25 protein-coding genes and 2 pseudogenes are annotated in these 25,247 nt (G+C 69.2%); 15 read left to right on the top strand and 12 right to left on the bottom strand.

Going from position 1 to position 25,247, the window contains the following annotated elements:
* Positions 1-17 precede the first annotated feature (17 nt).
* Positions 18-965, bottom strand: coding sequence for a GlxA family transcriptional regulator (locus AAFF41_RS44620; protein ID WP_343325865.1), 948 nt, complete (start codon positions 963-965; stop codon positions 18-20).
* A gap of 69 nt (positions 966-1,034) precedes the next feature.
* Between AAFF41_RS44620 and AAFF41_RS44615 the strand changes: the two genes are divergently transcribed.
* Positions 1,035-1,985, top strand: a complete 951-nt coding sequence (locus AAFF41_RS44615; RefSeq protein WP_319750786.1) for an NADP-dependent oxidoreductase — start codon at positions 1,035-1,037, stop codon at positions 1,983-1,985.
* A 70-nt stretch (positions 1,986-2,055) separates the two neighbouring features.
* Here the strand turns inward: AAFF41_RS44615 and AAFF41_RS44610 are convergent, their stop codons facing one another.
* Both AAFF41_RS44610 and AAFF41_RS44605 read right to left on the bottom strand, forming a co-directional pair.
* Positions 2,056-3,162 carry an NAD(P)-dependent alcohol dehydrogenase gene (locus AAFF41_RS44610; RefSeq protein WP_343325864.1) on the bottom strand — a complete coding sequence of 369 codons (1,107 nt, stop codon included), beginning with the start codon at positions 3,160-3,162 and terminating at the stop codon, positions 2,056-2,058.
* 32 nt (positions 3,163-3,194) lie between these two features.
* Positions 3,195-4,652 (bottom strand): aldehyde dehydrogenase family protein, encoded by a 1,458-nt coding sequence (locus AAFF41_RS44605; RefSeq protein WP_343325863.1) that lies wholly within the window; start codon positions 4,650-4,652, stop codon positions 3,195-3,197.
* Positions 4,653-4,757: 105 nt separating this feature from the next.
* Here AAFF41_RS44605 and AAFF41_RS44600 point away from each other — a divergent pair, with 105 nt between their 5' ends.
* Entirely contained in the window at positions 4,758-5,195 is a 438-nt protein-coding gene (locus tag AAFF41_RS44600; RefSeq protein ID WP_319750789.1) for a MarR family winged helix-turn-helix transcriptional regulator, read from the top strand.
* A gap of 164 nt (positions 5,196-5,359) precedes the next feature.
* On the top strand, positions 5,360-5,740 hold the full coding sequence (locus AAFF41_RS44595; RefSeq protein WP_319750790.1) for an anti-sigma factor antagonist: 381 nt from the start codon (positions 5,360-5,362) through the stop codon (positions 5,738-5,740).
* Positions 5,741-5,784: 44 nt separating this feature from the next.
* On the opposite strand, the gene tuf is transcribed toward AAFF41_RS44595, so the two are convergent.
* Together tuf and AAFF41_RS44585 are read right to left on the bottom strand one after the other, a co-directional pair.
* The gene (gene tuf, locus AAFF41_RS44590; RefSeq protein WP_319750791.1) at positions 5,785-6,978 is read right to left on the bottom strand and encodes an elongation factor Tu; all 1,194 of its coding nucleotides are present in this window, start codon (positions 6,976-6,978) and stop codon (positions 5,785-5,787) included.
* A 114-nt stretch (positions 6,979-7,092) separates the two neighbouring features.
* The gene (locus tag AAFF41_RS44585; protein ID WP_054234269.1) at positions 7,093-8,046 is read right to left on the bottom strand and encodes a ribose-phosphate diphosphokinase; all 954 of its coding nucleotides are present in this window, start codon (positions 8,044-8,046) and stop codon (positions 7,093-7,095) included.
* 329 nt (positions 8,047-8,375) lie between these two features.
* On the opposite strand from AAFF41_RS44585, the pseudogene AAFF41_RS44580 reads away from it, so the two are divergent.
* From AAFF41_RS44580 to AAFF41_RS44560, 5 genes and pseudogenes are all read left to right on the top strand, one after another.
* Positions 8,376-8,544 (top strand): annotated as a pseudogene (locus tag AAFF41_RS44580) (GNAT family N-acetyltransferase); the annotation flags it as partial.
* 59 nt (positions 8,545-8,603) lie between these two features.
* Positions 8,604-8,741: a hypothetical protein gene (locus AAFF41_RS44575; RefSeq protein ID WP_319750792.1), complete on the top strand. Its 138-nt coding sequence runs from the start codon at positions 8,604-8,606 to the stop codon at positions 8,739-8,741.
* Positions 8,742-8,947: 206 nt separating this feature from the next.
* Complete coding sequence (locus AAFF41_RS44570; RefSeq protein ID WP_343326452.1) at positions 8,948-10,432, top strand: UDP-N-acetylmuramoyl-L-alanyl-D-glutamate--2,6-diaminopimelate ligase; 1,485 nt, start codon at positions 8,948-8,950, stop codon at positions 10,430-10,432.
* 391 nt (positions 10,433-10,823) lie between these two features.
* Positions 10,824-11,132, top strand: a complete 309-nt coding sequence (locus AAFF41_RS44565; RefSeq protein WP_319750793.1) for a hypothetical protein — start codon at positions 10,824-10,826, stop codon at positions 11,130-11,132.
* A 21-nt stretch (positions 11,133-11,153) separates the two neighbouring features.
* Complete coding sequence (locus AAFF41_RS44560; RefSeq protein WP_319750794.1) at positions 11,154-11,630, top strand: hypothetical protein; 477 nt, start codon at positions 11,154-11,156, stop codon at positions 11,628-11,630.
* 348 nt (positions 11,631-11,978) lie between these two features.
* On the opposite strand, the gene AAFF41_RS44555 is transcribed toward AAFF41_RS44560, so the two are convergent.
* Positions 11,979-12,383 (bottom strand): nuclear transport factor 2 family protein, encoded by a 405-nt coding sequence (locus AAFF41_RS44555; RefSeq protein WP_319750795.1) that lies wholly within the window; start codon positions 12,381-12,383, stop codon positions 11,979-11,981.
* A 212-nt stretch (positions 12,384-12,595) separates the two neighbouring features.
* Positions 12,596-13,004: pseudogene (locus tag AAFF41_RS44550) on the bottom strand (alpha/beta hydrolase); the annotation flags it as partial.
* Between the two features lie 297 nt (positions 13,005-13,301).
* On the opposite strand from AAFF41_RS44550, the gene AAFF41_RS44545 reads away from it, so the two are divergent.
* The 3 genes from AAFF41_RS44545 (at position 13,302) to AAFF41_RS44535 (ending at position 17,500) form a co-directional block, all read left to right on the top strand.
* The gene (locus AAFF41_RS44545; protein WP_319750796.1) at positions 13,302-13,856 is read left to right on the top strand and encodes a hypothetical protein; all 555 of its coding nucleotides are present in this window, start codon (positions 13,302-13,304) and stop codon (positions 13,854-13,856) included.
* Positions 13,857-14,400: 544 nt separating this feature from the next.
* On the top strand, positions 14,401-15,132 hold the full coding sequence (locus AAFF41_RS44540; protein ID WP_319750797.1) for an SDR family NAD(P)-dependent oxidoreductase: 732 nt from the start codon (positions 14,401-14,403) through the stop codon (positions 15,130-15,132).
* Positions 15,133-15,610: 478 nt separating this feature from the next.
* Positions 15,611-17,500, top strand: a complete 1,890-nt coding sequence (locus tag AAFF41_RS44535; RefSeq protein ID WP_343325862.1) for a hydroxysqualene dehydroxylase — start codon at positions 15,611-15,613, stop codon at positions 17,498-17,500.
* Positions 17,501-17,628: 128 nt separating this feature from the next.
* On the opposite strand, the gene AAFF41_RS44530 is transcribed toward AAFF41_RS44535, so the two are convergent.
* From AAFF41_RS44530 to AAFF41_RS44520, 3 genes are all read right to left on the bottom strand, one after another.
* On the bottom strand, positions 17,629-17,832 hold the full coding sequence (locus tag AAFF41_RS44530) for a hypothetical protein (protein WP_319750799.1): 204 nt from the start codon (positions 17,830-17,832) through the stop codon (positions 17,629-17,631).
* A gap of 357 nt (positions 17,833-18,189) precedes the next feature.
* A complete protein-coding gene (locus AAFF41_RS44525; protein WP_319750800.1) occupies positions 18,190-18,981 on the bottom strand; it encodes a class I SAM-dependent methyltransferase in 792 nt (263 codons plus the stop codon).
* 93 nt (positions 18,982-19,074) lie between these two features.
* The gene (locus AAFF41_RS44520) at positions 19,075-19,629 is read right to left on the bottom strand and encodes a transposase (protein WP_319750801.1); all 555 of its coding nucleotides are present in this window, start codon (positions 19,627-19,629) and stop codon (positions 19,075-19,077) included.
* A 413-nt stretch (positions 19,630-20,042) separates the two neighbouring features.
* On the opposite strand from AAFF41_RS44520, the gene AAFF41_RS44515 reads away from it, so the two are divergent.
* From AAFF41_RS44515 to AAFF41_RS44505, 3 genes are all read left to right on the top strand, one after another.
* Positions 20,043-20,642, top strand: a complete 600-nt coding sequence (locus AAFF41_RS44515; RefSeq protein ID WP_319750802.1) for a MepB family protein — start codon at positions 20,043-20,045, stop codon at positions 20,640-20,642.
* Between the two features lie 494 nt (positions 20,643-21,136).
* A complete protein-coding gene (locus AAFF41_RS44510; RefSeq protein WP_319750804.1) occupies positions 21,137-21,991 on the top strand; it encodes a trypsin-like serine peptidase in 855 nt (284 codons plus the stop codon).
* Between the two features lie 67 nt (positions 21,992-22,058).
* Positions 22,059-22,235 (top strand): hypothetical protein, encoded by a 177-nt coding sequence (locus AAFF41_RS44505; RefSeq protein WP_319750805.1) that lies wholly within the window; start codon positions 22,059-22,061, stop codon positions 22,233-22,235.
* Between the two features lie 143 nt (positions 22,236-22,378).
* Here AAFF41_RS44505 and AAFF41_RS44500 read toward each other — a convergent pair whose 3' ends face one another.
* Together AAFF41_RS44500 and AAFF41_RS44495 are read right to left on the bottom strand one after the other, a co-directional pair.
* A complete protein-coding gene (locus AAFF41_RS44500; protein WP_319750806.1) occupies positions 22,379-22,783 on the bottom strand; it encodes a hypothetical protein in 405 nt (134 codons plus the stop codon).
* 682 nt (positions 22,784-23,465) lie between these two features.
* Positions 23,466-23,900 (bottom strand): Rrf2 family transcriptional regulator, encoded by a 435-nt coding sequence (locus tag AAFF41_RS44495; RefSeq protein WP_319750807.1) that lies wholly within the window; start codon positions 23,898-23,900, stop codon positions 23,466-23,468.
* 127 nt (positions 23,901-24,027) lie between these two features.
* Between AAFF41_RS44495 and AAFF41_RS44490 the strand changes: the two genes are divergently transcribed.
* Positions 24,028-24,783 carry an SDR family NAD(P)-dependent oxidoreductase gene (locus AAFF41_RS44490; protein ID WP_319750808.1) on the top strand — a complete coding sequence of 252 codons (756 nt, stop codon included), beginning with the start codon at positions 24,028-24,030 and terminating at the stop codon, positions 24,781-24,783.
* The last annotated feature ends 464 nt before the right edge of the window (positions 24,784-25,247 follow it).

The raw sequence follows: 25,247 nt of genomic DNA, 5'->3' as shown, positions 1-25,247 counted from the left end.
CGGTGAGGGATCGTCGCTCAGCGAGCCGCCTGGAACGTGCGCCGGTAGGCCCCCGGCGAGACGCCGATCGCCGCGTGCAGGTGCTGGCGGAGCGAGGTGCCCGTCGCGAAGCCGACCTCGCCGGCGATCTGGTCCACCGAGAGGTCGCTGGACTCCAGCAGATGGCGGGCCCGGGCGACGCGCTGCTGGATGAGCCAGCGGCCGGGGCTCATGCCCACCTCGTCGTTGAAGCGGCGGGCGAAGGTGCGCAGGCTCATGCGGGCATGTCCGGCCAGATCGGCCAGGGTCAGTGGGTCACCCAGTCGGGCGAGGGCCCACCCACGGGTCGCCGCCGTACTGGTCGCCGCCGCGTCCGGCACGGGCTGCTCGATGTACTGGGCCTGACCGCCGTCGCGCCAGGGCGGCACCACACAGCGCCGGGCCACCTTGTTGGCCAGCTCACTGCCGTGGTCGTTGCGCAGGATGTGCAGACAGACGTCGACGCCGGAGGCGGCACCTGCGGAGGTGAGGATCGTGCCGTCGTCCACGAAGAGCACGTCCGCGTCCAGGAGCACCTCCGGGAACAGACGCCGGAAATCGTCGGCCAGCTGCCAGTGCGTGGTCGCCCGCCGCCCCCGAAGGAGACCCGCCGCCGCCAGCACGAACGCGCCCGTGCAGATGGAGACGATGCGGGCGTCCGGGCGGATGAGCGCGAGCGCCGCGGTGACCTCGGCGGGGAGCTCCGCGGTCACGGCCGCCGGGTCGATGGCGGGGATCACCACCGTGTCCGCCGTGCGCAGCACCTCGGGGCCGTGCTCGACGGTGACCGAGAAGTCCGCGTTGCAGCGCACGGGGTGGCCGTCGACGGTGCAGGTCAGCACCTCGTACCGGCCGTCCGCGGCGCCGAAGATCCGGCTGGGGATGCCCAGCTCGAAGGGGTAGACGCCGTCCAGTGCCAGGACGACCACGCGCTCCACTCGGTTCATGGCACGATCTTATCGAAGGTTGGCAATCTTGCCATGTCGCGGAGCGCGCCGGCCCGGCACGCTGGGTCCATGAGCACTGCGAACACGATGCGCGCGATCAGTCAGGACGTCCTCGGCGGGCCCGAGGTACTCAAGGAAGTGGAGACGGAGCGGCCGGCACCCGGGCCGAGCGAGGTACTGGTGCGGGTGCGGGCGGCCGGGGTCAACCCGACCGACTGGAAGCACCGGGCGACGGGTGGGTTCCTGGGGCAGCCGCCCTTCGTGCTGGGCTGGGACGTCTCCGGAGTGGTGGAGGCCGTCGGGGTCGGCGTCACCCTGTACGAGCCCGGCGACGAGGTCTTCGGCATGCTGCCCTACCCGTTCGGGCACGGCTCGCACGCCGAGTATGTGACCGCGTCCGCCCGCTCCTTCGCGCCCAAGCCGGCCGGGATCGACCACACGGAGGCGGGCGCCCTGCCGCTGGTCTCGCTGACCGCATGGCAGGCGCTGGTCGACACGGCCGATCTGCGGCCGGGACAGCGGGTGCTGATCCACGCCGCGGCCGGCGGCGTCGGGCATGTGGCCGTGCAGATCGCCAAGGCACGCGGCGCGTATGTGATCGGCACGGCGAGCGCGGGCAAGCACGAGTTCCTGCGCGGTCTCGGCGCCGACGAGCTGATCGACTACCGGGAGACCGACTTCACCGAGGCGGTCCGGGACGTCGACGTCGTCCTGGACACGATCGGCGGGGAGAACACCTTCCGCTCGCTGCGCGTGCTGCGCGAGGGCGGGATCGTGGTGTCGATCCTTCCGATGGGCCGTGAGGAGCTCTACAAGGAAGCCGCGGCGCTCGGGGTGCGGGCGGCGCGGATGCTGGTCGAGGCGGACCACGCGGGCATGCGGGCGGTCGCGGACCTCGTCGACGCGGGCAAGCTGCGCGCGACGATCGCCGGGACGTTCCCGCTGGCCGACGCCGCCGAGGCACACGCGCTCGGCGACACCGGCCGGACCACGGGGAAGCTCGTGCTCACGGTCGACTAGAAGGCAAGTACGGGTCGTCACCTGGAAGGCAGTACGGGTTGTCGACCAGAAGGTCAGTACAGGTTGCCGACTAGAAGGTCAGTACGGGCTTGATCGTCTTGCCCGCCTTCACGTCCCGCACCGCCTGCTCGATGTCCGCGAACGGATAGTGGCTGATCAGGCGGTGCAGCGGGAGCCGCCCCTCCTTCACGAGCTGGACCAGCGCGGGGATGAAGGTCTGGGTCTCGCCGTCCCCCAGGGTGAGGCCGACGATCCGCCTGCCGGGGATCAACCCGTTGACGTCCAGGGCGACTTCGGTGCCGAAGGGCGGCGCGCCGACCACGACGAGGGTGCCGCGCGCGGCGAGCGCGTCGGCGCCCCGGCGCAGTACGGCGACGCTGCCGGTGGTCTCGACGACACCGTCGGCACCGTGACCGTCCGTCAGCAGCGCGACGGCCTCGCCGAGGTCGGTCTCGCCCGCGTCGATCGTGTGCGTCGCACCCAACTCCTTGGCCAGGGTGAGGCGTTCGGCGACCCGGTCGACCGCGATGATCCTCGTGGCGGGGGTCAGGGCGGCGGCCATCACCGCGGACAGGCCGACCGCTCCGGCGCCGAGCACGACGAGGGTGTCGCCGAGCCTGGGCTTCAGCACGTTCCAGACCGCACCGACCCCGGTCTGCACCCCGCAGCCCAGGGGGGCGATGGACTCCAGCGGCACATCGGGGTCGACCTTCACCAGGCTGCGCGTGTCGACCAGCGCCCGCTCGGCGAAGGAGGACTGCCCGAAGAAGTGCCCGCCCAGCGGGACCCCGGCACGGCCGATGGTGCTGGTGCCGTCGGCACGCCGGCCGCCGATGAGGTTCAGCGGCAGCCAGGTGGCGCAGTAGGCGGGGTGCCCGTCACGGCAGTTGTGGCAGCCGCCGCAGGAGGTGAAGGACAGGACGGCGTGGTCGCCGGGGGCGACGCCGGTGACGTCCGGTCCGACGGCCTCGACGACGCCCGCTCCCTCGTGGCCGAGGACGCCGGGCAGGGGGAAGGGCAGACCGCCGCTCGCCACACCGAGGTCGGTGTGGCACAGGCCGGTCGCCACCATGCGGACGAGGACTTCGCCGGAGCCGGGCTCGTCGAGTTCGACATCGGCGAGCGTGAACGGCGCACCTGAGGACTCGACCACGGCCGCGCGGGTGGGGGTGGGCATCGTGCGAGCTCCCTTTGGTGATGGTGCGCGGCTCAGGCGAGCGAGACGACGACGGACTTGACCTTGGTGTAGGAGGCGAGGGCCTCGGGCCCGTACTCCCGGCCGAAGCCGGAGTCCTTGACCCCGCCGAAGGGGACCGCGGGGTCGAGCATCGCCCAGTCGTTGATCCAGACGATGCCCGCCTGGAGCCGGTCGGCGACGCGGTGCGCACGGGTGAGGTCGGTGGTCTGGATGCCCGAAGCCAGGCCGTACGGAGTGGAGTTGGCCAGTGCGACGGCCTCGTCCTCGGTGTCGAAGGGCTGGACGGTGAGGACCGGGCCGAAGATCTCCTCCTGGATCACGCGGGAGTCGTTCGGCAGGCCCGCGAGGACCGTGGGCTTGTAGTAGTAGCCGCCGTTCAGGTCGAGCCGCTCGCCGCCGCAGACGATGCGGGCGCCCTCCTTGCGGGCCAGTTCGACGTACTCCTCGACCTTCCGGAGGTGCCTCTCCCCCGCCATCGGTCCCACGACGGTCTCGGGGGCGCGGGGGTCGCCGACCGGGACGCCGGGAACGGCGTCGGCGAGGATGTTCAGCAGGGTGCCGTACACCGAGCGTGCCACCAGCAGCCGCGGGCCACCCATGCAGAACTGCCCGGTGTTGAAGACGAATCCCTTGATGACCGCGCCGACCGCCTTCTGCAGGTCGGCGTCCTCGAAGACGACGTGGGCGGCGTTGCCGCCCAGTTCCATGGTGACCGGCTTGAGCGCCTCGCCCGCGACGCTCGCGGCGTGACGGCCGACGGCGGTCGAACCGGTGAAGGCGAGCTTGTCGATGCCGGGGTTGCGCAGCAGCGCCTCGCCCGCGACCGGTCCGCTGCCGGTGACGACGTTCACCACACCGTCCGGGACCCCGGCCTCCTGCAGCAGGCGGGCCATGTACAGGGCGCTGAGCGGGGTCTCGTCGGCGGGCTTGTGCACCACGGTGTTGCCGGCTGCGAGAGCGGGGGCGAGCTTCGAACTGGAGAGGATCAGCGGGAAGTTGAAGGGCGTGATCGCGGCGACCACGCCGAGCGGTCCCCGGCGCGTGTAGGCGAAGGCGCCCAGCGGGGTGTCGCGGGTGGCGCCGTCCAGGGTCTGAGCGAGCGCGGCGCAGTACTCGTACTCGTCGGCTGCCGTGAGCACGTCGACGGGGCGGCACAGGGAGATGGGCTTGCCGACGTCGAGGCTCTCCAGGGCGGCGAGCTCGTCGGCTTTCTCGCGGATGAGCTCGGAGACGCGGTGCAGCACCCTGCCCCGCTCGCGTCCGCTCAGGCCGGCCCAGGGGCCGTGGTCGAAGGCCTCCCGTGCGGCGCGTACGGCGGCGTCCACGTCCGCCGCACCCGCCTCGGCGACCGTCGTGACCACCTGGCCGGTGGACGGGTCGATCACGTCCGTACGCGCTCCGTCGGCCGCCTCGCGCCACTGTCCGCCGATGAACAGCCGCCCGGGCCCGCTCTCGAAGGTGGTCGCCATTGTCCACTCCCCAGCCTTGGTCGCCAAGCTTTCAACCAACAGGATTCCTGTTGGTTCGCAGTCTCATTACGGACAGGATTCCTGTCAATGCCTTAGGCTGAACCCATGGTCGGCACCCAGGTAACGAAGGCACCTCCGTCCCTGCTCTACATGGTCAAGCAGGTGGAGCTCGTCGTGCGCTCCCACCTCGACGAACTGGTGAAGCCGGCGGGGATCACCGCACTGCAGTACACGTCACTCACCGTGCTGGAGCGACACGACGGCCTCTCGGCGGCACAGCTCGCGCGGGACTCCTTCGTGACCGCACAGTCGATGGCCGACCTGGTGCGCTCACTGGAGAACCGCGGACTGATCCGCCGCGAGCGCAATCCGCACAACCGGCGCGAGCTGCTGATCCTGCTCACCGACGAGGGGCGCGCGCTGCTGGCGCGGTACACCGACGCGGTACGTGAACTGGAGGAACGCATGGTGCGCGAACTCAGCCCACACCAGACGGATCAGTTCCGCCAGGCCCTGTCCAAGGCGTGGCACGCCCTGTCGTGATCCGCGTGACCGCCCCCAGGGGCAACTCGCCCGCCAAATCGCAGACATATGTCAATCGAACATGCTGGAATTCACTCCAACGAGGGTAACTTGCAGAGCAGGGAACGGTTTTGCGGGCCCTGCCACCAGGAGTGGGTCAGCAGCCGGTTGGAGGCGATGTCGCCGTGACGTACGACCCCGCACCGCCCACCCGCCATCTGCGCGTCCGCCTGGACCGGGGTCACACGGTGCTGGAGTTCCACGGGGAGATCGACATCGTCGCGGCGCTGGAGATCACGCCGTACCTGGACGCCGTGACGGGGCACCCGGAGCCGCGGATCGTGATCGACCTGCGGCCCGTGGAGTTCTTCGACTGCTCCGGGCTACGTCTGCTGTACCGCGCCAGGAGCCGCGTTCTCGACCGGGGCGGCCGGCTGCACCTGGTCTGCACCCGGCCGCTGACGCTGCGCGTCCTCAAGGTGACCGGCCTGGCCCGGCTCCTGCCGCCCTCGGCGTCGCTGGACGCGGCGCTGGGGCAGCCGGAGGCCACGTCGGGCACGTTATGACCGCCGCCGACCGGACAGTCCGACCTCGGCCGGCTCCCCCTCGCTCACTGCAGGATCTTGGTGACCTGCCCCGCCCCCACCGTCCTGCCGCCCTCCCGGATGGCGAACTTCAGGCCCTCCTCCATGGCGATGGGCTGGATGAGCTGCACGTTCATGGTGGTGTTGTCGCCCGGCATGACCATCTCCGTGCCCCTGGGAAGGGTCACGACGCCGGTCACGTCCGTCGTGCGGAAGTAGAACTGCGGGCGGTAGTTGTCGAAGAAGGGCGTGTGCCGTCCGCCCTCGTCCTTCGACAGGATGTACGCCCGCGCCTCGAACTGCGTGTGCGGGGTGACCGAACCCGGCCTGATCACGACCTGCCCCCGCTCCACGTCGTCGCGCCTGACCCCGCGCAGCAGCAGGCCGACGTTCTCCCCCGCCCTGCCCTCGTCGAGGAGTTTGCGGAACATCTCGATGCCCGTGACGGTGGTCTTCGTCTTCTGCTCGTGGATGCCGATGATCTCGACCTCGTTGTGGACCTTCAGCACCCCGCGCTCGATCCGACCGGTGACGACCGTGCCGCGACCCGTGATGGTGAAGACGTCCTCGATCGGCATCAGGAAGGGCCGGTCGACGTCCCGGACCGGCTCGGGCACGAACTCGTCGACGGCCGCGAGCAGTTCGAGAACGGAGGCACTCCACTTCGGGTCGCCCTCCAGCGCCTTGAGCGCGGAGACCCGGACGACCGGAACGTCGTCGCCGGGGAACTCGTACTCGGTGAGCAGCTCACGCACCTCGAGTTCGACGAGTTCCAGGATCTCCTCGTCGTCGACCATGTCGGTCTTGTTGAGGGCGACGACGATGTACGGGACGCCGACCTGCCGGGCGAGCAGCACGTGCTCCTTGGTCTGGGGCATCGGCCCGTCCGTCGCGGCGACCACCAGGATCGCGCCGTCCATCTGCGCGGCTCCGGTGATCATGTTCTTGATGTAGTCGGCGTGCCCCGGGCAGTCGACGTGCGCGTAGTGCCGGGCTTCCGTCTGGTACTCCACATGGGCGATCGAGATGGTGATGCCGCGCTGGCGTTCCTCGGGCGCCTTGTCGATCTGGTCGAACGGGGTGAAGGGGTTCAGGTCGGGGAACCGGTCGTGCAGTACCTTCGTCACGGCCGCCGTGAGTGTCGTCTTCCCGTGGTCGATGTGCCCGATGGTGCCGATGTTGACATGCGGCTTGGTCCGCTCGAACTTCGCCTTCGCCACTGCGAGCCCTCCTGATCACCTGGGTGACGCCGAGCGTTGCTGCGCCGCTTCCTGGCTGGGGGCCGAGCGAGGTTCCGAGCACTGAACGAGGTCAGGAAGGGTCGCTCTTCCTGTTTATTCGCTCGGAGGCGCGTCGAACAGGGCGCTGACGGACTCACCGTTGTGAATGCGGCGCACGGCCTCGGCGAGCGCCGGGGCGATGGACAGGATCCGCAGCTTCTCGGTGTGCTCCTCGTCCGGCACCGGCACGGTGTTGGTGCACACGATCTCCAGGATGTCCTCCTGCTCGCTCAGCCGCTTGAGCGCGCCCGCCGCGAACAGCCCGTGGGTGCAGGCGACCCGGATGGATCGCGGCCCCAACTCGCGCAACCGTTCCAGGAGTTCGAGGACCGTACTGCCCTTGGCGATCTCGTCGTCGAGGACGATGACATCGCGCCCGGTGATCTCGCCGATGACGGAGCTGATGCTCACCCGGTCGTCGGCGAACCGCTGCTTGGCACCGGCGGCCACCTGGGCGCCGATCAACCGGGCGAAGGCCGCGGCCTCCTTGGCGTTGCCCAGGTCCGGCGACACGACCGTCGTACGCGAAAGATCGTGACCGCGGAAGTGCGCGGCGAGCTCCCGCAGGGCGTGCAGATGGTCGACCGGCACCGAGAAGAACCCGTGGACCTGCGGGGAGTGCAGCGTCATCGCGAGGACGCGGCTGGCCCCGGCCGCCACCAGCAGGTCGGCGACCAGCCGCCCGCCCATGGAGATCCGCGGCATGTCCTTCTTGTCCGAACGTGCGTACGAATAATGCGGCATGACCACGGTGATCCGCCCGGCGGAGGCACCACGCGCCGCGTCGCACATCATCAGCAGTTCGACGAGGTGCTCCTGCACGGGGGTGACCAGCGGTTGCACGAGGAACACATCGCGCTCGCGACAGTTGGCCTGGAGCTGGACCTCCAGGCAGTCGTTGGCGAACCGGCTGACCCGGGTCGGGCTGAGGGGCACGCCGAGATGGGCGCAGACCTCTGCCGCCAGCTCGGGATGGGCACTACCGCTGAACACGGCGATGTCACGCACGACCGCTCCTCGCAAGATCGATCCGGGTGCGCCGCCGGTTGGCATGATCGACCCGGGATGCGTGCCTCATGCTACTGGGCCCCGCCCGAGTACTCCCACCGGGGGAAATTCGGTTGCGCACGGTCACGGGGCACACGCCAGGGCGGTCCCGCCAGCGCCCCTGCCCCACGGGAGGACGACAGGCGCGGTGTACGAGAGACAGAAGCCGGAGGACGCCGCCCATCGCGGCCTGATCGACGCGAGGGTGATCGTGCCGTGAAACACATATGCGCGCACCTGGGAGGCGGCGGCGCCCTCGACACCACATTCGCCGGTACCCCGGCACTGGCCGCCTGATCCTGCCGGTGGCCCCCGGCATCCGTGCGCGCGCCGAGAGGCCTTTCCTGGACACCTCCGCGCACCGACACCATCCGGCTGTACGAGTCGATGGGCTTCCGGCTCCGCCACCGCACGGCATTCCTCGCGGCGCGGGCGCCGGAGACAGCGCGGCAGCAGTAACGCAGATGTGCGAGCGAGCGGTGGACGATCGCCCCCTCGGCTGGACGTACACTCCACACATGGGACGCACATGCGCAGTGAGGGAGTGCCTGTTCCAGGCCGCTCATGCCCTGTGCCCGTCCGCCGCGTGCGCGACGGCCGTCGACCCGGTGAACGCGTCGGCGATCCACTGTCGCGCGTTGCACGGCCACGGCTAGCGATTCAGGACAGCTCTCGGCATTTCCCAGGTCATCCACCCCTGCGGGCGGAGCCTTTTCTGCGCGGGCGCCCCTCCCCACCTCTGTGACCGCACGGCAGCGGTCCTCGCCGTAATTTCCTGCTTTGTCATCCCTTGGTGCCCTGGCGCCGCCTGCGCGCCGACCGCCGGACGACCGGCGGCCTGCGCATCTTCGAGAGGACCCTTGTGAAGTTGAGCGAGCTGCTCGCCGGGCACGATCATGAAGTCATCGAGGGCGATCCGGAGACGAGGATCACCGGAGGCACCTGCTTCGACGCCCACCGCGCCGCTCCGGGATCCCTGTTCATCGCGGTACCCGGCCATCGCGAGGGCGGCCCCGAGTCCGTCGGACCGGCTCTCGCACGCGGCGCGGTGGCGATACTCATCGACTCCGCGACGGCGCAACTTCCGGTCGCGACCTGGGCGTCGGCAGCTGGGGTATGCGTCGTAGCCGTCGCGGACACGCGCAAGGCGGCCGCCGTCGTCGCCTCCCGCTACCACGGGGAGCCAGGTCGGCAGATGAAGCTGGTGGCCGTCACGGGCACCAACGGAAAGACGTCCGTTTCCTCCATGGTGGAGTCGGTGCTGAGGGTCGCCGAACACGCCAGGGTGGGGGTCATCGGGACGGGCGGCAGCCGGATCGGCGACGAACTGATCCCGATGCCGATGTCGGTACTGACCACACCGGAGTCGCCGGACTTCCAGTATCTGCTCGGGTGCATGCGTGACCGCGGTGTCGGCACCGTGGCGCTCGAAGCCACGTCGATGGGCCTGCTGACCCACCGCCTCGACCACTCGTTCATCGACGTAGGGGTGTTCACCAACCTGACGCAGGATCACCTGGACGACCACGGCACCATGGAGAACTACCGGGACGCCAAACTGCGTCTGTTCCAGGGGCTGTGCCGGCGTGCCGTGGTCAATGCCGACGACCCGGTCGCAGCCTGCATCGGGGCGATGATGCCCGGCGCGGTCGTCACGTACGGCATCGACGCGGAGGCGGACTACCGGGCGACCGACCTCACCATGGACGCCGTCGGCACCCGCTTCACCCTGCATCACGCCGGCCACAAGTATCCGGCGGCGATCCCCGTGCCTGGACGGTTCTCCGTCTCCAACGCACTGGCCACTGTCGCAGCCTGCCACCTCATCGGGCACGATCTGGCCGCACTGGTCGCCGCACTCGAGCAGATGCCCCCGATTCCGGGAAGGTTCGAACGCTACGAGACCCCGGACGGCACGTCCGTCATCGTGGACTATGCGCACTCCCCGGATTCACTGGAGAAGGTGCTGACCACCATCCGCGGCTTCGCCTCCGGCCGGGTCGTCACGGTCTTCGGCTGCGGCGGGGACCGGGACGTCACCAAGCGCGCCCGGATGGGGGAGATCGCCGGCACCTACTCCGATCTGTGCGTTCTCACTTCGGACAATCCCCGGAACGAAGACCCCCGGGCGATCATGGATCAGATCGTCCCGGGCCTGCTCGCGAGCGGCACCACTTTCGAGCGGTTCACCGACCGCCGCCGCGCCATCTCCTTCGCCCTGTCCGCCGCAGGGCACGGCGACGTCATCCTGATCGCGGGCAAAGGCAGCGAGCCCTACCAGATCGTCAACGAGGAACTGCTGCCGTTCAGCGACATGGCGACGGTACGCGAACTCGCCACGCGGTAGGCGTACCGGGCTTCTTGACGCCCGGCGCTGGTTGCAGTGCCGGGCACGAGGACGTGAAGCTGCTCCAGACGCCGACCTGCTGCCTGATGCGTCCCGGTCGATCCCTCAGTCCCGGCGAGTCACGATTTCCCTGACCAGCTGGGTGTCCCGCACCGATGGAAGGAGCATCCTGCACCAGCGTCAAGACGGTCGCCCAGCTAGGCGGGGCACGCCTGGCGCTTGACCTGCGACTTCACGAAACTGCGGTCAGAGCCAATTTCGGGTTCGGGAACTGCTGGATCGTGGCCGGCCTCGTGGTCACAGTCCCGTTCTCCGCCCGCCCGGTGTGCCTGCCCGTGCCGGCTGGGCTGTGGCGGCCACGTCGCACCGGGAAGATTGCCCAGCCCGCGAGATGACCGAACTCATCGCCGCCCACTTCCCCGACCGCACCGTCCGCACCGTCGGCGACGCCGCCTACGTCGGCGAACACCTGCGCGGCCTGGCACCGGCCCTCACCTGGACCAGCCGCCTGAAGACCACATCCGTCCCGCACGAACTCCCGCCACAGCGCACCGGCCGCAAGGGACGCCCTCGCACCCGTGGCCCACGCCTGGACACCCCGGCCGAACTGTCGCAACTCCTCGACTGGCGACGCGTCAAAATCCCACGCTACGGCCGCATCGACACCGTCCTGATCGCCGACCGCAGCTGCCTGTGGTAGGGCTCCTTCCCCAGCCAACCTGTGCGCGTCGTACTCGCGGGGGACATGAACTGCGGACCGGGCACCTCGCTGGACCGTGGCTACGGCGCGGCTCTGGTCACCAACGACCTGACCACCACCCCCGAGCAGCTCGTGGAACGCGACGCGGCCCGCCGGGCAGTCGAGGCCGCCTTCCACGACGCACGCCAGACCCTGGGCGTCGGGGAAGCCCGCAACCGCGCACAGCACGCCCCGGAACGCACCATCCCCTTCGGCCTACTCGCCTACACCGTGGTGATCGTCTGGTCCACACTGACCGGCCACCACCCCGCCGACACCGACGAAACACCGCACCCGGGCCCGCTGGTACACCACCAAGACCCAGCCCGCCTTCGAGGACATGACCGCCAAACTCCGCCGCGTCATCATCGCCCACAGATTTCGCGACCCACGCCCCCACCAGCCACAACCGGAGAAATTCAGGCCGTCCTCACCGCCTGGGCAATCGCCGGAACATGACCACCGAGAACTGGGAAACACGAGAGCTCTTGTCACGGGCCGGGCAGACACCGGCCTGCACCGGTTGGCGAAGGACGCGCGCATCCCGCTGGAGTCCCTGTAGGACCCGGCTGTCCTCCACCTTCGCACGGGAGCGCCGACGCGCGCGGCGGTCGGCCGGCGTGAAGGTGTTCGGCGCGAGCCTGTGGGGAGCGCCTTGACCGTACGCGCCACCCAGACGGTGCTGACCGCCGCCGAGGCGGCCGGGGTGAACGGAGCCTGGCGCGGCGGCAGGACCGGCACTCGGCCCGGACCCGTCCGGGAGCAGATCGGCACGCGCGAGCGCCTGCTTTGCGACCCGTCCCAGGATCAAGCCCTGGCAATATCCCTGCCCGGCATCGGCTCCGCGAGTGCTGTCCGCCATTCAGGCGCACCGAAGGCGTCGGCGAAGTACTGCGTCTCGTGTACCACCTGCCCGTGCGCGAATTCCATAATGCTCACTGAGTAGCTGGGCACGCCGTCGTATGTGATGACGCACTCACTCACCCAGAGATCCCCGCCGCCGACGATTCGGTGGACGGTGAAGTGCCGACTGGCAGGGTGCCCGCCGCGTTGCGCCGCGATCGTCGCGCGGCCTCGGAACCTTTCACCTGACTGCGGGTAGTCGAGGATCGCGTCCGCGGCGTAAATGGCGTGCTCGGCTTCGGTATCCCCGCGTTCCGATGCCCGCCAGTGTTCCTCGACCGCGGCCCTGGTCCGGCTATCGGGATCCATCGTTTTCTCCCTTCAGGACGCAGAGTTCGCCGCTCTGCGCCGACGGCGTCTCCTCAGTTGGCCCGCGCGGTCTTGAGCGCGTCGATGGCCAGGTGGCGGGCGACCCTGGTGCCGTGGGTGTCACGCAGGCTGTCGATCACGAGGATGTCGTGCACCATCCCGAGGGCCCGCACCGCGGTGACATCCACCCCCGCTTCGCGCAGCCAGGCGGCGTGCTTCGCCTCGGGTGCCAAGTCGTATACAGGGAACACAGCGACCGCGCAGGAGCCGACCACCAGCTCGCGGACCATCCGGTCGTGGGTGTCGGTGTCGCCGAACACCCAGCCTCCCCCCCCGTGGATGTACCTGAACACCGGCAGCGTCCCGGTCGCGCCCTTCGGTCGCGCCCTTCGGTCGCATGATGCGTGCACGCACCGTTCCCCACTCCCCCGCGTCGACACTGACCCACTCCTCGTCGGCCTCGGGCTTGGCCACAGCTTGGCCGGCCTGCAGTTGGTCGAGAAGGGGCCGGCCCTGGTCCGGAGACATCTCGTAGATCCGCGGACGCGGGGAGGTGGCCTCGGCCAGTTGCTTCGCGGCCGCCTCCAGCACAGGAGCGCGCGGGGTGGACACAGCAGCCATGATCAAGTCTCCTGACGTGCGCTGGAGCAGGGCCGCGGGCCGCTCACGCAACAGCGACGCCCGCGTGCGGCTCTTTCGACCCAACACTCGAACCGCGCACCGCCGGACGCAAACGCACAGCGGCGAGTCAGTGGCGATCCTCGGGGTCACGAGACAACGCGGCCGTCACCCCGCGACTTCCTACCCCGAATTGTGCCGTGATGGTGTGCGTGTGAGCATGCCTAGGAGGAGATGTCGGGTCGCGGGACGTCGCGCTTACCGGCCCCGTATCGCCAAGACCAGCAGGAGCGTTGCAGAATGCGCACTCCGAAGCAGTTGACTCCGCTCGACGCGATCGCGTCGGGTCTGGCCGCCGGCCTGGTCGGCACCGCGTGCATGGACACGGTTCGGTTCCTGCGGCAGCGCCGGTCCGGTGGTGAGCGCAATCCCCTGCGGTGGGAGTTCGCTCCCTTCCGCACCTGGAAGGAGGCTCCGGATCCCGGGCAGGTCGGCAAGCGCCTGATCGAGGGCTTCACCCAGCGCGAACTCCCGGATGCCGCGGCCTGGCCGGTCAGCACGTTCATGCACTGGTCGTACGGCGCGCTCTACGGGGCGCTCTACGGCGTGGTCGCCGGCTCGGTGCGCAAGCCGCCCTCTGGGGTCTACGGCGTACCGTTCGGCGCGGTCGTTTGGATCAGTGGCTACATCAGCTTGCCGATCGCGGGGCTCTACGAGCCCATCTGGAAGTACGACCGCAAGACCCTCGCGGACGACCTCGGCCCCCACCTGGCCTACGGCGCCGCGACCGGGATCGTCTTCTGGATCCTGGGCAAGGCACACACCGTCCGCGTCCGGACTCATCCGAACGGGTGAACGCGCCCCGCGGCCCGGATCCCGCTCCATCTGGTCGGTGCGGTCCGCGGCTCAGCGAAGGGATGTCGTATGGCCACGCTGCAGGCTCATCATGTCGACGGTCGGGGTTACGCCGTTCGACGTCGCGACCGCTACCTCGTGACCGGCGTCCGTGAGGATCTTCTGTCGTTGGCGCCGCCGACCCTCTCGGGGCTCGCCGTGAACGTCGGCATGCCCAAGGACGTGGCCTGGCATGGCAAGACCATCCGCACCGGCGTCTCGAAGCCCCGTGGCGGGGTCCCTGATGGCGCGGTTGAGTTGGAGGCCATCATCCGTTCCGCGGGGACGATGCGCCGGCCACCGCAGCTGTCGGACGGCAGAACCCGGCTTCGTCCGCGGTCCTGGGAAAGCGGATGCCGGAAATCCTCAAGTGACCCCGTCCCGGGGCGCGGTGGGACGGGGATCGGTCACCTGTCGAGTGAGCCATGGTCAGGGGGCCGGGTCGCGGGGCGAACCAGAACCGTCACCGGCCTGATCCATACTGATCAGGCGAAGGAAGTGAAGCATGAACGACACGACAGGTGCGAGCACCGCCCAGAAGGTCGCGATCATCACCGGTGCCAACGGGGGCATCGGCTCTGCCATCGTCACCGCCTACCGCAGTCTCGGGTACGCGGTCGTGGCCACCAGCCGTTCCATGCCGCAGTCCGAGGACCCGCAGGTGCTCGCCTTCAACGACGATCTGGTTGAGTCCGGCGCGGGAGCGCGGATCGTGGCGGCGGCGATGGACGGGTTCGGTCGGATCGACACCGTGGTCAACAGCGCCGGCGTCTACATCGGCAAGCCGTTCACCGCATACACGGACGCGGATTTCGACCTGATGGTCGGCGTGAACCTGCGCGGCTTCTTCAGCGTCTCGCGCAGCGCCCTCGGAGCCATGCTCTCCCGCCGTGAGGGAGGCGGTCATCTGGTGAACATCTCCACCTCCCTGGTCGACCAGCCGAATGCGCAGGTACCCTGCGCGCTGGCGTCACTCACCAAAGGCGGGCTGAACGCCGTCACCAGGGAACTGGCGATCGAGTACGCGGCGCACGGCATCCGGGTCAACGCCGTCTCGCTGGGCGTGGTGCGCACCCCGATGAACCCCGACGCGACGCCCGAGCTCGCCGCCCGCCACCCGCTCGGGCGGATGGAAGAGGTCGACGACGTCGTCCAGGCCATCCGGTATCTGGAGCAGGCCTCCTTCGTCACGGGCGAGATCCTGCATGTGGACGGCGGCCAGAGCGCCGGTCACTGAAAGCGGCAGCTGTCGCCTCGTGAGGAACCGCGCCTCCGGCGTTGACGTGTGAGGTCGCTGTCGGGTGATCACGACTCATGATTCGCGCCTTGTCGACGCCTCCCGCCATGTCCTCCGGTGTCATCTCCGGGTCCCCTCAGCCCGTGCTGGCCGCCGCCCAGGGTCTGCTGCTGCGGCCTTGGGGGCCCGGCTGGCGTTCCGGCCCTCCCATCCGCGAGCTGGGTGGGGTTGACGAATTGCACGAATCCGGGCTCACGACCGCCGACGTCGAATGCCAGATGATCTCTGTCGTGCCACAACCACATCACTTCGTGCGGGCGCACGGGTGGTCCAGGGCGATGAACGGGGCCTTGCGGCGGCAGACGACGTGCCGCAAGTCGGCGTGGAGTATCTCGGGGAGCACGTCCAAGTGATGCTGGTCGCCGCCGGGTAGCCAGCGCTGGTGCCGCAGGCAGACCCCTTTGTGGGGATGCTGTGGGTGACAGGTAAGAGGGCTTCCGGCTTTCGGAGCCCCTCCCTACCCTCCGGTGTTCATGACAGCAGAACACGCGCAGCAGTCCCACGGGCACAACGGACACAGCCGCAGACGCTTCCTGACGGCGACCGGGGGAACGGTCGCCGGATTCGTCGGCGGGGGGCGGTCGGCGGCTTAGGGGCTGCCGGCAGCGCGGCCGCGGCCTCCTCCGGCAAGCGCGTCGCCGTCCTCGGCGGCGGAGTCTCCGGCCTCAGCGCCGCCCACGAACTCGCCGAACGCGGCTACGAGGTCACGGTCTACGAGTACTACGACGCCCTCGGCGGCAAGGCCCGCTCAATGGACGTCCCTGGGACCGGAACGGGCGGCCGCAGGCCGCTTCCCGGCGAGCACGGCTTCCGCTTCTTCCCCGGCTTCTACCGGAATCTGCCGGACACCATGCGCCGCATCCCCTTCCCCGGCAACGTGAACGGTGTCCACGGCAACCTCCGCAGCGGTACGGAGGCCTTGTTCGCGCGCGGCTCCGGCCGCCCGGACCTGCACTTCCCACTCCGCCGGGTCACCACCCCGCCCGCCCCCGGCGACCTCACCCCGTCCTGGATCCGCGACCAGATCCTGTCGGTGCTGGACCTCGCCACTCACCTGCCCGCCAATGAGGCCGCCTACTTCGCCGACCGCCTCCTGGTCCACCTCACCAGCTGCGACGCCCGCCGCGAGGACCAGTGGGAGAAGGTCGCATGGTGGGACTTCATCCGGGCCGGCGAGATGAGCCGCGAGTACCAGGTACTCCTCGGCATTGGCCAGACCCGCAACCTCGTCGCCACCCGCGCCGAGATCGCCTCCACCCGCACCGTCGGCCGCGTCATCATCGAGGCCCTCATCCTGTGGGGCCTGCTCGGCCGCGGCATGGACGGCGACGCGGACATCGACCGGGTACTGAACGCCCCGACCAGCGAGGCCTGGATCGACCCCTGGGAGACACATCTGCGCTCCCTGGGCGTCGAGTTCGTGCTCGACACCGAGGTCCGGGAGGTGGTGTACGGCGGGGGCCAAGTGACCGGCGTACGGGTGGCGGCGCGCGACGGCAGTCGGCAGCGCACCCTCACCGCCGACCACTACGTCTCCGCCCTCCCGGTCGAGCACGCGCGCGTGACCTGGGGCCCGGCCCTGCGCGCCGCCGACCCGCAGCTCGGGCGGTGCGACGCGCTGAAGACGGACTGGATGACCGGCGTGATGTTCTACCTGCGCACGCCCACCCCCGTCGTGCACGGCCACATCAACTGCCTCGACTCACCGTGGGCGGTCACCGGAATCGGCCAGATGCAGTTCTGGGACGTACGGGACTTTTCGCGCGACTACGGAGACGGGCAGGCCCACGAGTGCCTGTCCACGATCATCTCCGAGTGGGACAAGCCCGGCATCCTGTACGGCAAGACGGCCCGTGAGTGCACCAAGGACGAGATCGTCGCCGAACTGTGGGCCCAGCTGAAGGACGGGCTGAACGACTCCGGCAAGACAACGCTCAGGGACGAGGACCGGCTCGGCTGGTTCATGGACCCGGCGGTGACCGGCCTCGGCGGCCCCCATCCCCAGAACCGCGAACAACTCCTCATCCACCCCACCGGCACCCTCTACCACCGCCCGTCGGCGAGGACAGCGGTGCCGAACTTCTTCCTCCCCGGCGACTACGTCCGTACGGACGTGGACCTGGCGACCATGGAGGGCGCCAACGAGTCCGCGCGCCGCGCCGTCAACGCACTCCTGGATGCGGATAATTCGGGCGCCGAACGGTGTCACATCTGGGAGTTGTTCCGGCCGCCGGAGATGGAGCCCCTGAAGCGGGTCGACGAGGTGCGCTACCAGCTGGGGCTGCCCAACACCTTCGACCTGGGATAGCACCTGGCACCGACTTGCGCCGGAAGGGCCGCCGCCCGAGCGGCTGTGGCCCTTCAACCGAAACGGCGTGCTGATGCTGGAGCATCCGCACCGCGCCGGACGGCGGGTCGTGCGACAGGGGCTTCCGCTCAGTACAGGCGTACGGCCACCGCTTGCCCTGCCCCGTGTGCGCGGCAGGCGGCGACGACCTTGTGGGAGAAGTGCGCGGAGTCGGCGCGGACGATGATCTGGGCGGTAATGCCCATCACGCGGATCGTGGCCAGGGCCTCGCGCAGCAGCGACGCGGCGCCCCTGCCGGAGTTGGCCGAGCCCTTGCGCAGCCTCGTTGCCACGATCTCCGGCGCGCAGGTGGACGTCTTGACGGTGACGACTCGGCCGGCCCGTACACGGGCTTGACCGAAGCATCGCCCGCCATGCTGTGGCGTCGCCGTGCTGGCACGCCCGCCGATTCGGTCAGCTGACTCCCGTCGGCAACTCCGCTGACCAGGTAGAGCAATGTCTGCAGTAGGGCCACTTGCCCGGCGGAGAAGCCTCGCTGCTGAAGGAAGAGGAGGAATACGCCGCGCTGGAACAGCGGGTGGGAGAGCACGGCGTATACGGGCTCAGCGAAGTTAGTGGGGGTCGGGCTGGCACAGCGCTCCACTTGGCCATTCGGAGACACGGTCGTCTCGGCCGGCCCCACGGCTGGGTCAGCCCGGCTTGACCGCCAGCGTCGCAAAATAGTGCGACATGTGTTGAGCGGATGCGTTGGATTGGTGCGGCGCTTCCGCGAAGCCGGTGAGGACGAACCCCGCGGCGAGTTGCCCGCCGATCTGGTCGGTGAGGGTGTGACTGTATTCAAGTGCGGCATCCGCGCCGAACTTCGTGGCGCGTTCCTCGGCGGAGTACTGCGTGACATCGCTGTAGGGCAGCTTGTGCACGACGATCAGCTCGCCGCGCTCGTCGAGCGCCTCGTGGTCGAACAAGTACACATCAGGGTTGAGGAAGCCCACGAGCAGAGTGCCGCCCGGTCGCAGGACGCGGAAGCACTCACGCCACACCGGTGCCAAGTCTGGTACGAATAGGTTGGAGACCGGATGGAATACGACGTCGAATGTTGCGTCGTCGAAGGCGCTGAGGTCGCGCATGTCGCCTAGGACGGTGCGCAGCTCGAGTCCGTCGCGCGCCGCCACCATCTGGTCCTGGCCGAGCTGGCGGGGTGAGTTGTCGAATACGGTGACCCGCGCCCCTGCGGCGGCGAGGATCGGACCCTGCTGGCCACCGCCGGAGGCCAGGCACAACACGTCCTTGCCGGTCAGGTCCGTCGGCAGCCAGGAACGGTTGACTGGCTCACGCCCGATGAGAACAATCGACCAGTCGCCCATGCGGGCGCGCTCGACATCCTCAGTACTCACCGGCCTCGACCACTCGTTGCCCTCTTGGACATACTTGTCCCAGGCTGCCCGATTGTGGGCAACGGGGTCGACACCAAGGTCCTGCACGTTTAACTCCCTGCTACAGCCAAGCGGGCACCTGCGGTACTGACAGTTCGGTGCCGCTAGCCAACACGATGGCAGGGCGCGGGCTCAACGAAATTAGCGGGCATCGAGGTGTCCACGGACTCGACGGGTGCTCGCGCAGCGGGTGCGTAAGCGCTGGTTGCCGGGGGTGCGGAAGCCGTAGGCGTGGCGGGTGATGGTCTTGACGACCCGGTGGGTGCCTTCGGAGCCGACGTTGGTGATCCCAGTGTGCAGGAACGCAAGGATCTCCGGCCACCATGTCTCGACGGTCGTGGCTAGGCGCCGCAGTTCGGGAAGGTCGGCGTCGGCGCATCGGCGGGAGAACCGGTACAGCAGATCGCGGACCTGTTCCCGGTCTGGGCGGGTCCGGGCGGTGGCAAGCAGGTCCAGGAGGTCTTCCTTGGCGTTCCACGCAACGGTGATCGGCGCGCCGATCACCCTGGGCAGGTTGGACAGCTCGTCGAGGAGAGCGTCGACGTGCTCGCCGCGCATCCGGGCGGCGGAGCGGGTGAGCCGGTTGCGCAGTTCCCACTCGCGGCTGCCCTTGCGGCCGCGGTGGGTCACGGTGACCCGGCGGCGGACCTCGGTGAGGGTCTGGTTCGCCGGCTGCACCAGGTGGAAGTGGTCCACGACCAGGGGTGGCCTGCGGCAGGAGGACGCCCTACTTGGTTCATCTTGTCATGGCCACACATTGTGGCGTAACCATGAAAACCGGGAGGGTGTGTGCCACGACAGCCGAGCCCCTTCATGGCTGCACAGCCGAACGCGGTTCCATGTGCCGCCGTGCCAGAGGCGCCAGCGACTGCGGCAACGGGGTCGGCGGATGCTTCATGGCCCCACCCTTGTCGCTCAAGCGGCATGCGGCCATCGGCCATCGGCCACAGCACCCGATTCGCAGCGGGCTCGGCCATGTAGACGGCGCAGGAGATGGGTGTCGTCCACTGCCCGTTCCTTGACCCAGATTCGGCTCCCGGGGCAGACCACACAGCGGTCACCCCCCGGTCAAGACGGCTGCGTCCAACTGCCCGTGACAGAGTGGGCAAATGACCACGGACCGCGAGCACTCAGCCGATCTCCGCCCCGAACCCTGGTTGGACACCTCCCCGGCCCACGGAGATCTCATCGCGGCGAAGGTGCTCGTCTACGACCGCTGCGGGTTTGCCTGCTCGCAGCCAGTCCCCGAAGCCGAGAGTGCCGAGTACGCCGCCCACGAGTTCACCCTCAACGGCCTCGCCGTCCGGTTTCGCGCGGCCAAGACGACCCCCATCAAGGCGGGCCAGTTCGTCACCGTCTGGAAGAGGTCGCCGGCCGGGCCCATCCAGCCCTTCGATGCCACAGACCCCGTCGACCTCTTTGTCATCAGCACCCGCGACGATCACCACTTCGGCCAGTTCGTCTTTCCCATGGACGCGCTCCGCCAGCATGGCGTCGTATCAGCAAACGGTTCCGGGGGGAAACGAGCCTTTCGCGTCTACCCGCCCTGGGTAAGCCCTGCCAACCGCCAGGCCGGCCGTGCTCAAGCGTGGCAGCTGGGCTTCTTCCTGCACCTGCAGCAGGACGGGCCCATCAACCTGGCCCGCGCCCAAGAGCTCTACCACCCGCAGGGCAACACCGGCATCGGCCGGCCGTCACACCACCGCTGATCACCTACGACCCAACTCCTACGCTGCTCACGTGACTCCGGAGCCCGTCGAGCCTTGCGGTGTCCCCGCGCCGATCCACCCCAAACCGGCCGCAGCGGACTCGTTCCGCGGCCTGTGCGCCCCCCGGTGGCGGCCGGGGAGTTCATCGGCCGGATGCCCCGTCCGCGAGGACTATCTATGGTTCGGGGTGCTCCCTGCAGGTCAGATGGGGTGCTCCGGCTTCAGGCACGTTGGGCGCGTAGGACGTCGGAAGTGTTTCGACCGAAACACTTCCAGGACTTTTGTTCGAGGCGCGGCAGCACGTCTACGAAGTGGTTCGGCCGAACCACGTCCTGGATGGCCGCTCGACGGCGACGGGCCGGCGCCTCTGTCGAATCCGTACCGCTGCCGGGTGCGCCCGCTCGGTGGCCGCCCTGCGTAGGGTCGGGGACCGGTCAGCCCGTCTGCCACCCCGGGCTGACCAGCATGCCCGGACTGGGCTACCGTTTCGCTCCATGAAGGCTGGCATAGCACTGACGCTGGTCATCGTGGGGGCAGCCACAGTGGTGGGTTCCGCCGCGGAGGAGACCGATCCGAGCAGAAGCAGCGGTCGCAGCAGCTACGGCAAGTCCGGCGAGCCGGGCCAGACCGCTCAGGACCAGGACCCCTCGGCGAATGCCCCCGCCCAGGACGGCACCGCGTACACCCCGCGCAGGACCGATGAGAACGCCCGGATCGGCACGGTCTTCGAGAAGGACGACCACGGCGCCCACTTCTGCACCGCGAGCGTGGTGCAGAGCCCCGGCCGGAACATGCTGATCACCGCGGCCCACTGCGCCTTCGACGCCGACGCCGGGAAGCCGGTGAACGACCTGGTCTTCGCCCCCGACTACCGCAACGGCAACGAACCCACCGGCCTGTGGAAGGTCAACAAGGTCGTCGTCGACGACCGCTGGGCCAAATCGCAGGACGAGGACCTCGACGTCGCCTTCCTCACGGTCGACCCGAAGGACGGCAAGAACATCCAGGACGTCCTGGGCGGCAACAGCCTCGGCACAGACCGCGGCTTCAACAACGAAGTCAAGATCACCGGCTACCCCACCAGCCGTGACACCCCGATCTCCTGCCAGAACCGCACCACGAAATTCAGCGACACCCAACTGCGCATCCAGTGCACCGACTTCGAGGGCGGAACGAGCGGCAGCCCCTGGCTCGCCGACTACGACCCCAAGAGCCACACCGGCACCGTCATCGGCGTCCTGGGCGGCCATGAAGGCGGCGGCGACGAGAACGACGTCTCCTACGCCGCGTACTTCGACAACGACATCGCCAAGCTCTACCAACACGCCCAGCACAACGACGGAAACTGACCCCGGCCTCCCGCGCCCTCGCACGGCCGCCGAGAGCCTGACTGCGGCTGACGAGATGCGCAAGGCCATGGACACGACCCGGCGGCAGGGACTGCAGAAGGACCTGCGCACCCTCGCAGCCAACATCCGTGCCGACGCCGAAGGCCGGTACAGCGGCGCGGAGCCCGGATGGCAGGCCGGAGTCGAGTGGACTCTGCTGTGGATCGAGAACAGCGCCAGCCAGCTGACCGAGGGCAGGCCGTAGCAAGCCGGTCGTGGTCGGCAGGCCAGCCGGACGCTGACCTGCCGTGGTCGGGCGCCGGACCGGGCGGCGGATATCCAGATCAACCGACCTCTCTCGTCGATCAGAGCGAGAAAGTGCAGGCCGTGACGGTGGTATTTGCCGGACTAGTTTCGCCGGTCGGCCTTTCCGGTGCGGCGCTGGGTGGGGACGAGGGTGCCGTCGATCAAGACCACCTCCCCGCCCTGCCTGGCGACCTTCTTCAGGGCGCGGTCCAGGCGCGGCGCCTGGGCTGCGAGCAGGGTGATCAGCTCGTCGCGCCAGCGGCGGACGGTGGACTCGGACACGTTGTTTCCGTCGGCCATGTCGGCCAGGCGTTGATCGTGGCGCAGCACGGCCAGGACGATCACCGCGATCTTCCCGGTCGGCAGGATCCGCCACCTGGACCGGATCACTTTCAGGTGACGTCGCGGCAGATCGGCGAGGTGGTTGACGGTGCGCGAGGGCAGCGGCAGACGGCACTGGTAGACAAGCGGGCAGGTGTCCTCGGCGTGCTTTTTGGTTTTCGTCACACCATTCCAACGGCCCCCGGGGGCACCCCGGTTACGCCCACGCCGCGCTGCGGCAGGCTCAGGTCACAGACGGGTGGTGAACCGGCCGTCGGGCAGCTTGCGCAGCCAGCCGCGATCGACGAGTCTGACCAGCTTCCCCCGCAGCGGCTCCAGCTTGGCCCGCACGCTGACGTCGATTCCCAGCGCGTCGCCGACCTGCCGGGGCCTTGACCGGACCGGCGGCCTGCCGCACGGCGGCGAGGATGCGCTGGTAGTCCGGCGGAAGGGTGGTCTCCTCCACGCCGGAGGTGCGATGCGGGATCAGCATCACCGCGCGTGCGCCCACCTGCCCGGGCGCCGGCGCGACAGAGGCGCGCTCGTCGGCGAGCCGTTCACTCATCCGCTCAAGGACCCGCTCCGCGACGGTGAGCTCGTCCCGCCCGGCCCGCACCTCCGCCAGATGCTTGGCCGGCTGTTCTTCGTTCGTCCAGCTCCGCGCGCCCCGCGGTGATCCGTTCCAGCAGCTCGGGGTCCAGCATGCACCGGATCGTAGAAGGGTGCCTGGTCACGGGTGAGTGCGAACCGACAACCTGGCCCTGGGGCGAGAGAGGGCGCAACCGTCTTTGGCATGAGTGGTTGCCAGGCTATTCACTGGCTTGGGCATCGATGGGGATCTTGGTGATGTCCGGGCGCAACGGGGAGGCTAGCGAGGTGCCGCGAGTACGTCCCGGAGTACGTTCTCGAGCGTGACGCGAGCCAGCTCGTGTCTCAGGGTCTCCTCGATGCCCTCGTAGATGCCCTGCATCGCCGGCTGGATGCCGTGACCCACCACGCATCCCTGGTCCGGGGTGGTGCGGTGCATTGCGAACAGCGGGCCGGGTTCCACTGCCTCGTACACGTCGAGCAGGGTCATCGACTCCAGCTCGCGTGCCAGCGACCAGCCCGCGCCCACGCCCCGCCGGGACTCCACGAGCCCGGCCCTGCGCAGCTCGCCGAGCATCCGCCTGATCACCACGGGGTTGGTGTTCGCGCTGGTCGCGATCTGCTCGGAGGTGGCGACCTCATGGCCCTGGCGCTGATAGAGACCGATCCAGGCCAGCGCGTGGGCGGCGATGGTCAGCCTGCTGTTGGCACTCACGAACCTCTCCTCTCGGCCGCAACGCTTCATGTTACGACAGCGCAGTCGTAACAGTAAATGTTGCAACAGTCTGTCGTAACAATTAGTGTTGCGACTGCCGGAAGGATCAATCAACACGGAGAGAAGAATGAGCAAGCCACTCACGGGCAAGGTCGCCCTGGTCACCGGGGGGTCCCGCGGACTGGGAGCCGCGACCGTGCGACTGCTGGCCGAGCAGGGCGCCGACGTCGCCTTCACCTACGTCAGCTCCGAGAAGCAGGCGCGGGCCGTAGTCGACGAGGTGCACGGCAAGGGAGCCAAGGCCGTCGCCTTCCAGTCCGACCAGGCGGACACGAGCCGGGCGCCGGCGCTGATCGACGACGTGGTCGCACACTTCGGCGGCCTGGACATCCTCGTCAACAACGCGGCGATCTCGGTGGAGCAGGGCCGCACGGTGGACGACCCGGACGCCGACACCGCCGCACTGGACCGGATGCACGCCACCAACTACCTCGGCGTCATCGCCGTCATCCGAGCCGCCTCCCGAGTGCTGCGCACGGGCGGCCGCGTCATCACGGTGAGTTCCGGACTGGGCTCCCGGGTCGGCGTCCCCGGCCTTGCCGACTACTCGGCGACCAAGTCCGGGGTCGAGAGGTACACCATGGGCGTCGCACGCGACCTCGGGCCCCGGAACATCACGGCCAACGTCGTGGAGGCCGGACTGATGGAGGGCGGCATGGAAGGGCCGGACCCCGAGACCGTCAAGGCCCTGGTCAGCTCGCTGTCCCTGCAACGCATAGGGCACCCCGACGAAATCGCCGCGGCGATCGCCTTCCTGGCGAGCCCCGCCGCGTCGTACGTCACGGGCGCGGTGCTGGACGCCCACGGCGGCTACAACGCCTGAACCGGAACCCCTGCCGCGCGCCCCGAAGGACATTGCCCCTTCGGGGCGCGCACCGCCGACGACCCGCGCGTGCGTGGACGGCTCCCACGTGCGCGCGAAAGAGGGGGAGCCGCGACCGGTCCGTCGCCGGTCGACCGGCGGAAGACGGGCAGCAAGCACCAGCTGATCTACGACGGCAAGAGCACCACCGTGCACGTCATCACGACCGAGCACCCAATCCCTCGACCTCGTCGACGACATCCCGCCCGCCGCCGGACGACCCGGCCGGCCTTGGCGGCAGCCGGAGTGCCTCCTGGGCGACAAGGCGTACGACTCGAAGGCTGTGCGCGGTGAGCTGCGACGCCGCTGCATCCAGGCGGTGATCTCGCGCAAGGGCTCCCCGACCATCAAGGGCCTGGGCAAGCTCCGCTACGTCGTCGAGCAGACCTTCGCCGCCTGCTCCACCAGCTCAAACGCAGCGGTCC

The organism is Streptomyces mirabilis (assembly GCF_039503195.1).
Lineage (GTDB): Bacteria > Actinomycetota > Actinomycetes > Streptomycetales > Streptomycetaceae > Streptomyces > Streptomyces mirabilis_D.
The sequence above is the reverse complement of the archived record's forward strand: the minus strand, read 5'-3'. Positions and strand labels throughout refer to the sequence as shown.

Coding starts and splice junctions, on each gene's coding strand:
- AAFF41_RS44605 (WP_343325863.1), bottom strand. CDS start 4,652: ATGGCGACCACCTTCGAGAGCGGGCCCGGGCGGCTGTTCATCGGCGGA.
- AAFF41_RS44555 (WP_319750795.1), bottom strand. CDS start 12,383: ATGGATCCCGATAGCCGGACCAGGGCCGCGGTCGAGGAACACTGGCGG.
- AAFF41_RS44545 (WP_319750796.1), top strand. CDS start 13,302: ATGCGCACTCCGAAGCAGTTGACTCCGCTCGACGCGATCGCGTCGGGT.
- AAFF41_RS44540 (WP_319750797.1), top strand. CDS start 14,401: ATGAACGACACGACAGGTGCGAGCACCGCCCAGAAGGTCGCGATCATC.
- AAFF41_RS44620 (WP_343325865.1), bottom strand. CDS start 965: ATGAACCGAGTGGAGCGCGTGGTCGTCCTGGCACTGGACGGCGTCTAC.
- AAFF41_RS44565 (WP_319750793.1), top strand. CDS start 10,824: ATGACCGAACTCATCGCCGCCCACTTCCCCGACCGCACCGTCCGCACC.
- AAFF41_RS44600 (WP_319750789.1), top strand. CDS start 4,758: ATGGTCGGCACCCAGGTAACGAAGGCACCTCCGTCCCTGCTCTACATG.
- AAFF41_RS44515 (WP_319750802.1), top strand. CDS start 20,043: ATGACCACGGACCGCGAGCACTCAGCCGATCTCCGCCCCGAACCCTGG.
- AAFF41_RS44490 (WP_319750808.1), top strand. CDS start 24,028: ATGAGCAAGCCACTCACGGGCAAGGTCGCCCTGGTCACCGGGGGGTCC.
- AAFF41_RS44610 (WP_343325864.1), bottom strand. CDS start 3,162: ATGCCCACCCCCACCCGCGCGGCCGTGGTCGAGTCCTCAGGTGCGCCG.
- AAFF41_RS44575 (WP_319750792.1), top strand. CDS start 8,604: ATGGGACGCACATGCGCAGTGAGGGAGTGCCTGTTCCAGGCCGCTCAT.
- AAFF41_RS44505 (WP_319750805.1), top strand. CDS start 22,059: ATGGACACGACCCGGCGGCAGGGACTGCAGAAGGACCTGCGCACCCTC.
- AAFF41_RS44510 (WP_319750804.1), top strand. CDS start 21,137: ATGAAGGCTGGCATAGCACTGACGCTGGTCATCGTGGGGGCAGCCACA.
- AAFF41_RS44615 (WP_319750786.1), top strand. CDS start 1,035: ATGAGCACTGCGAACACGATGCGCGCGATCAGTCAGGACGTCCTCGGC.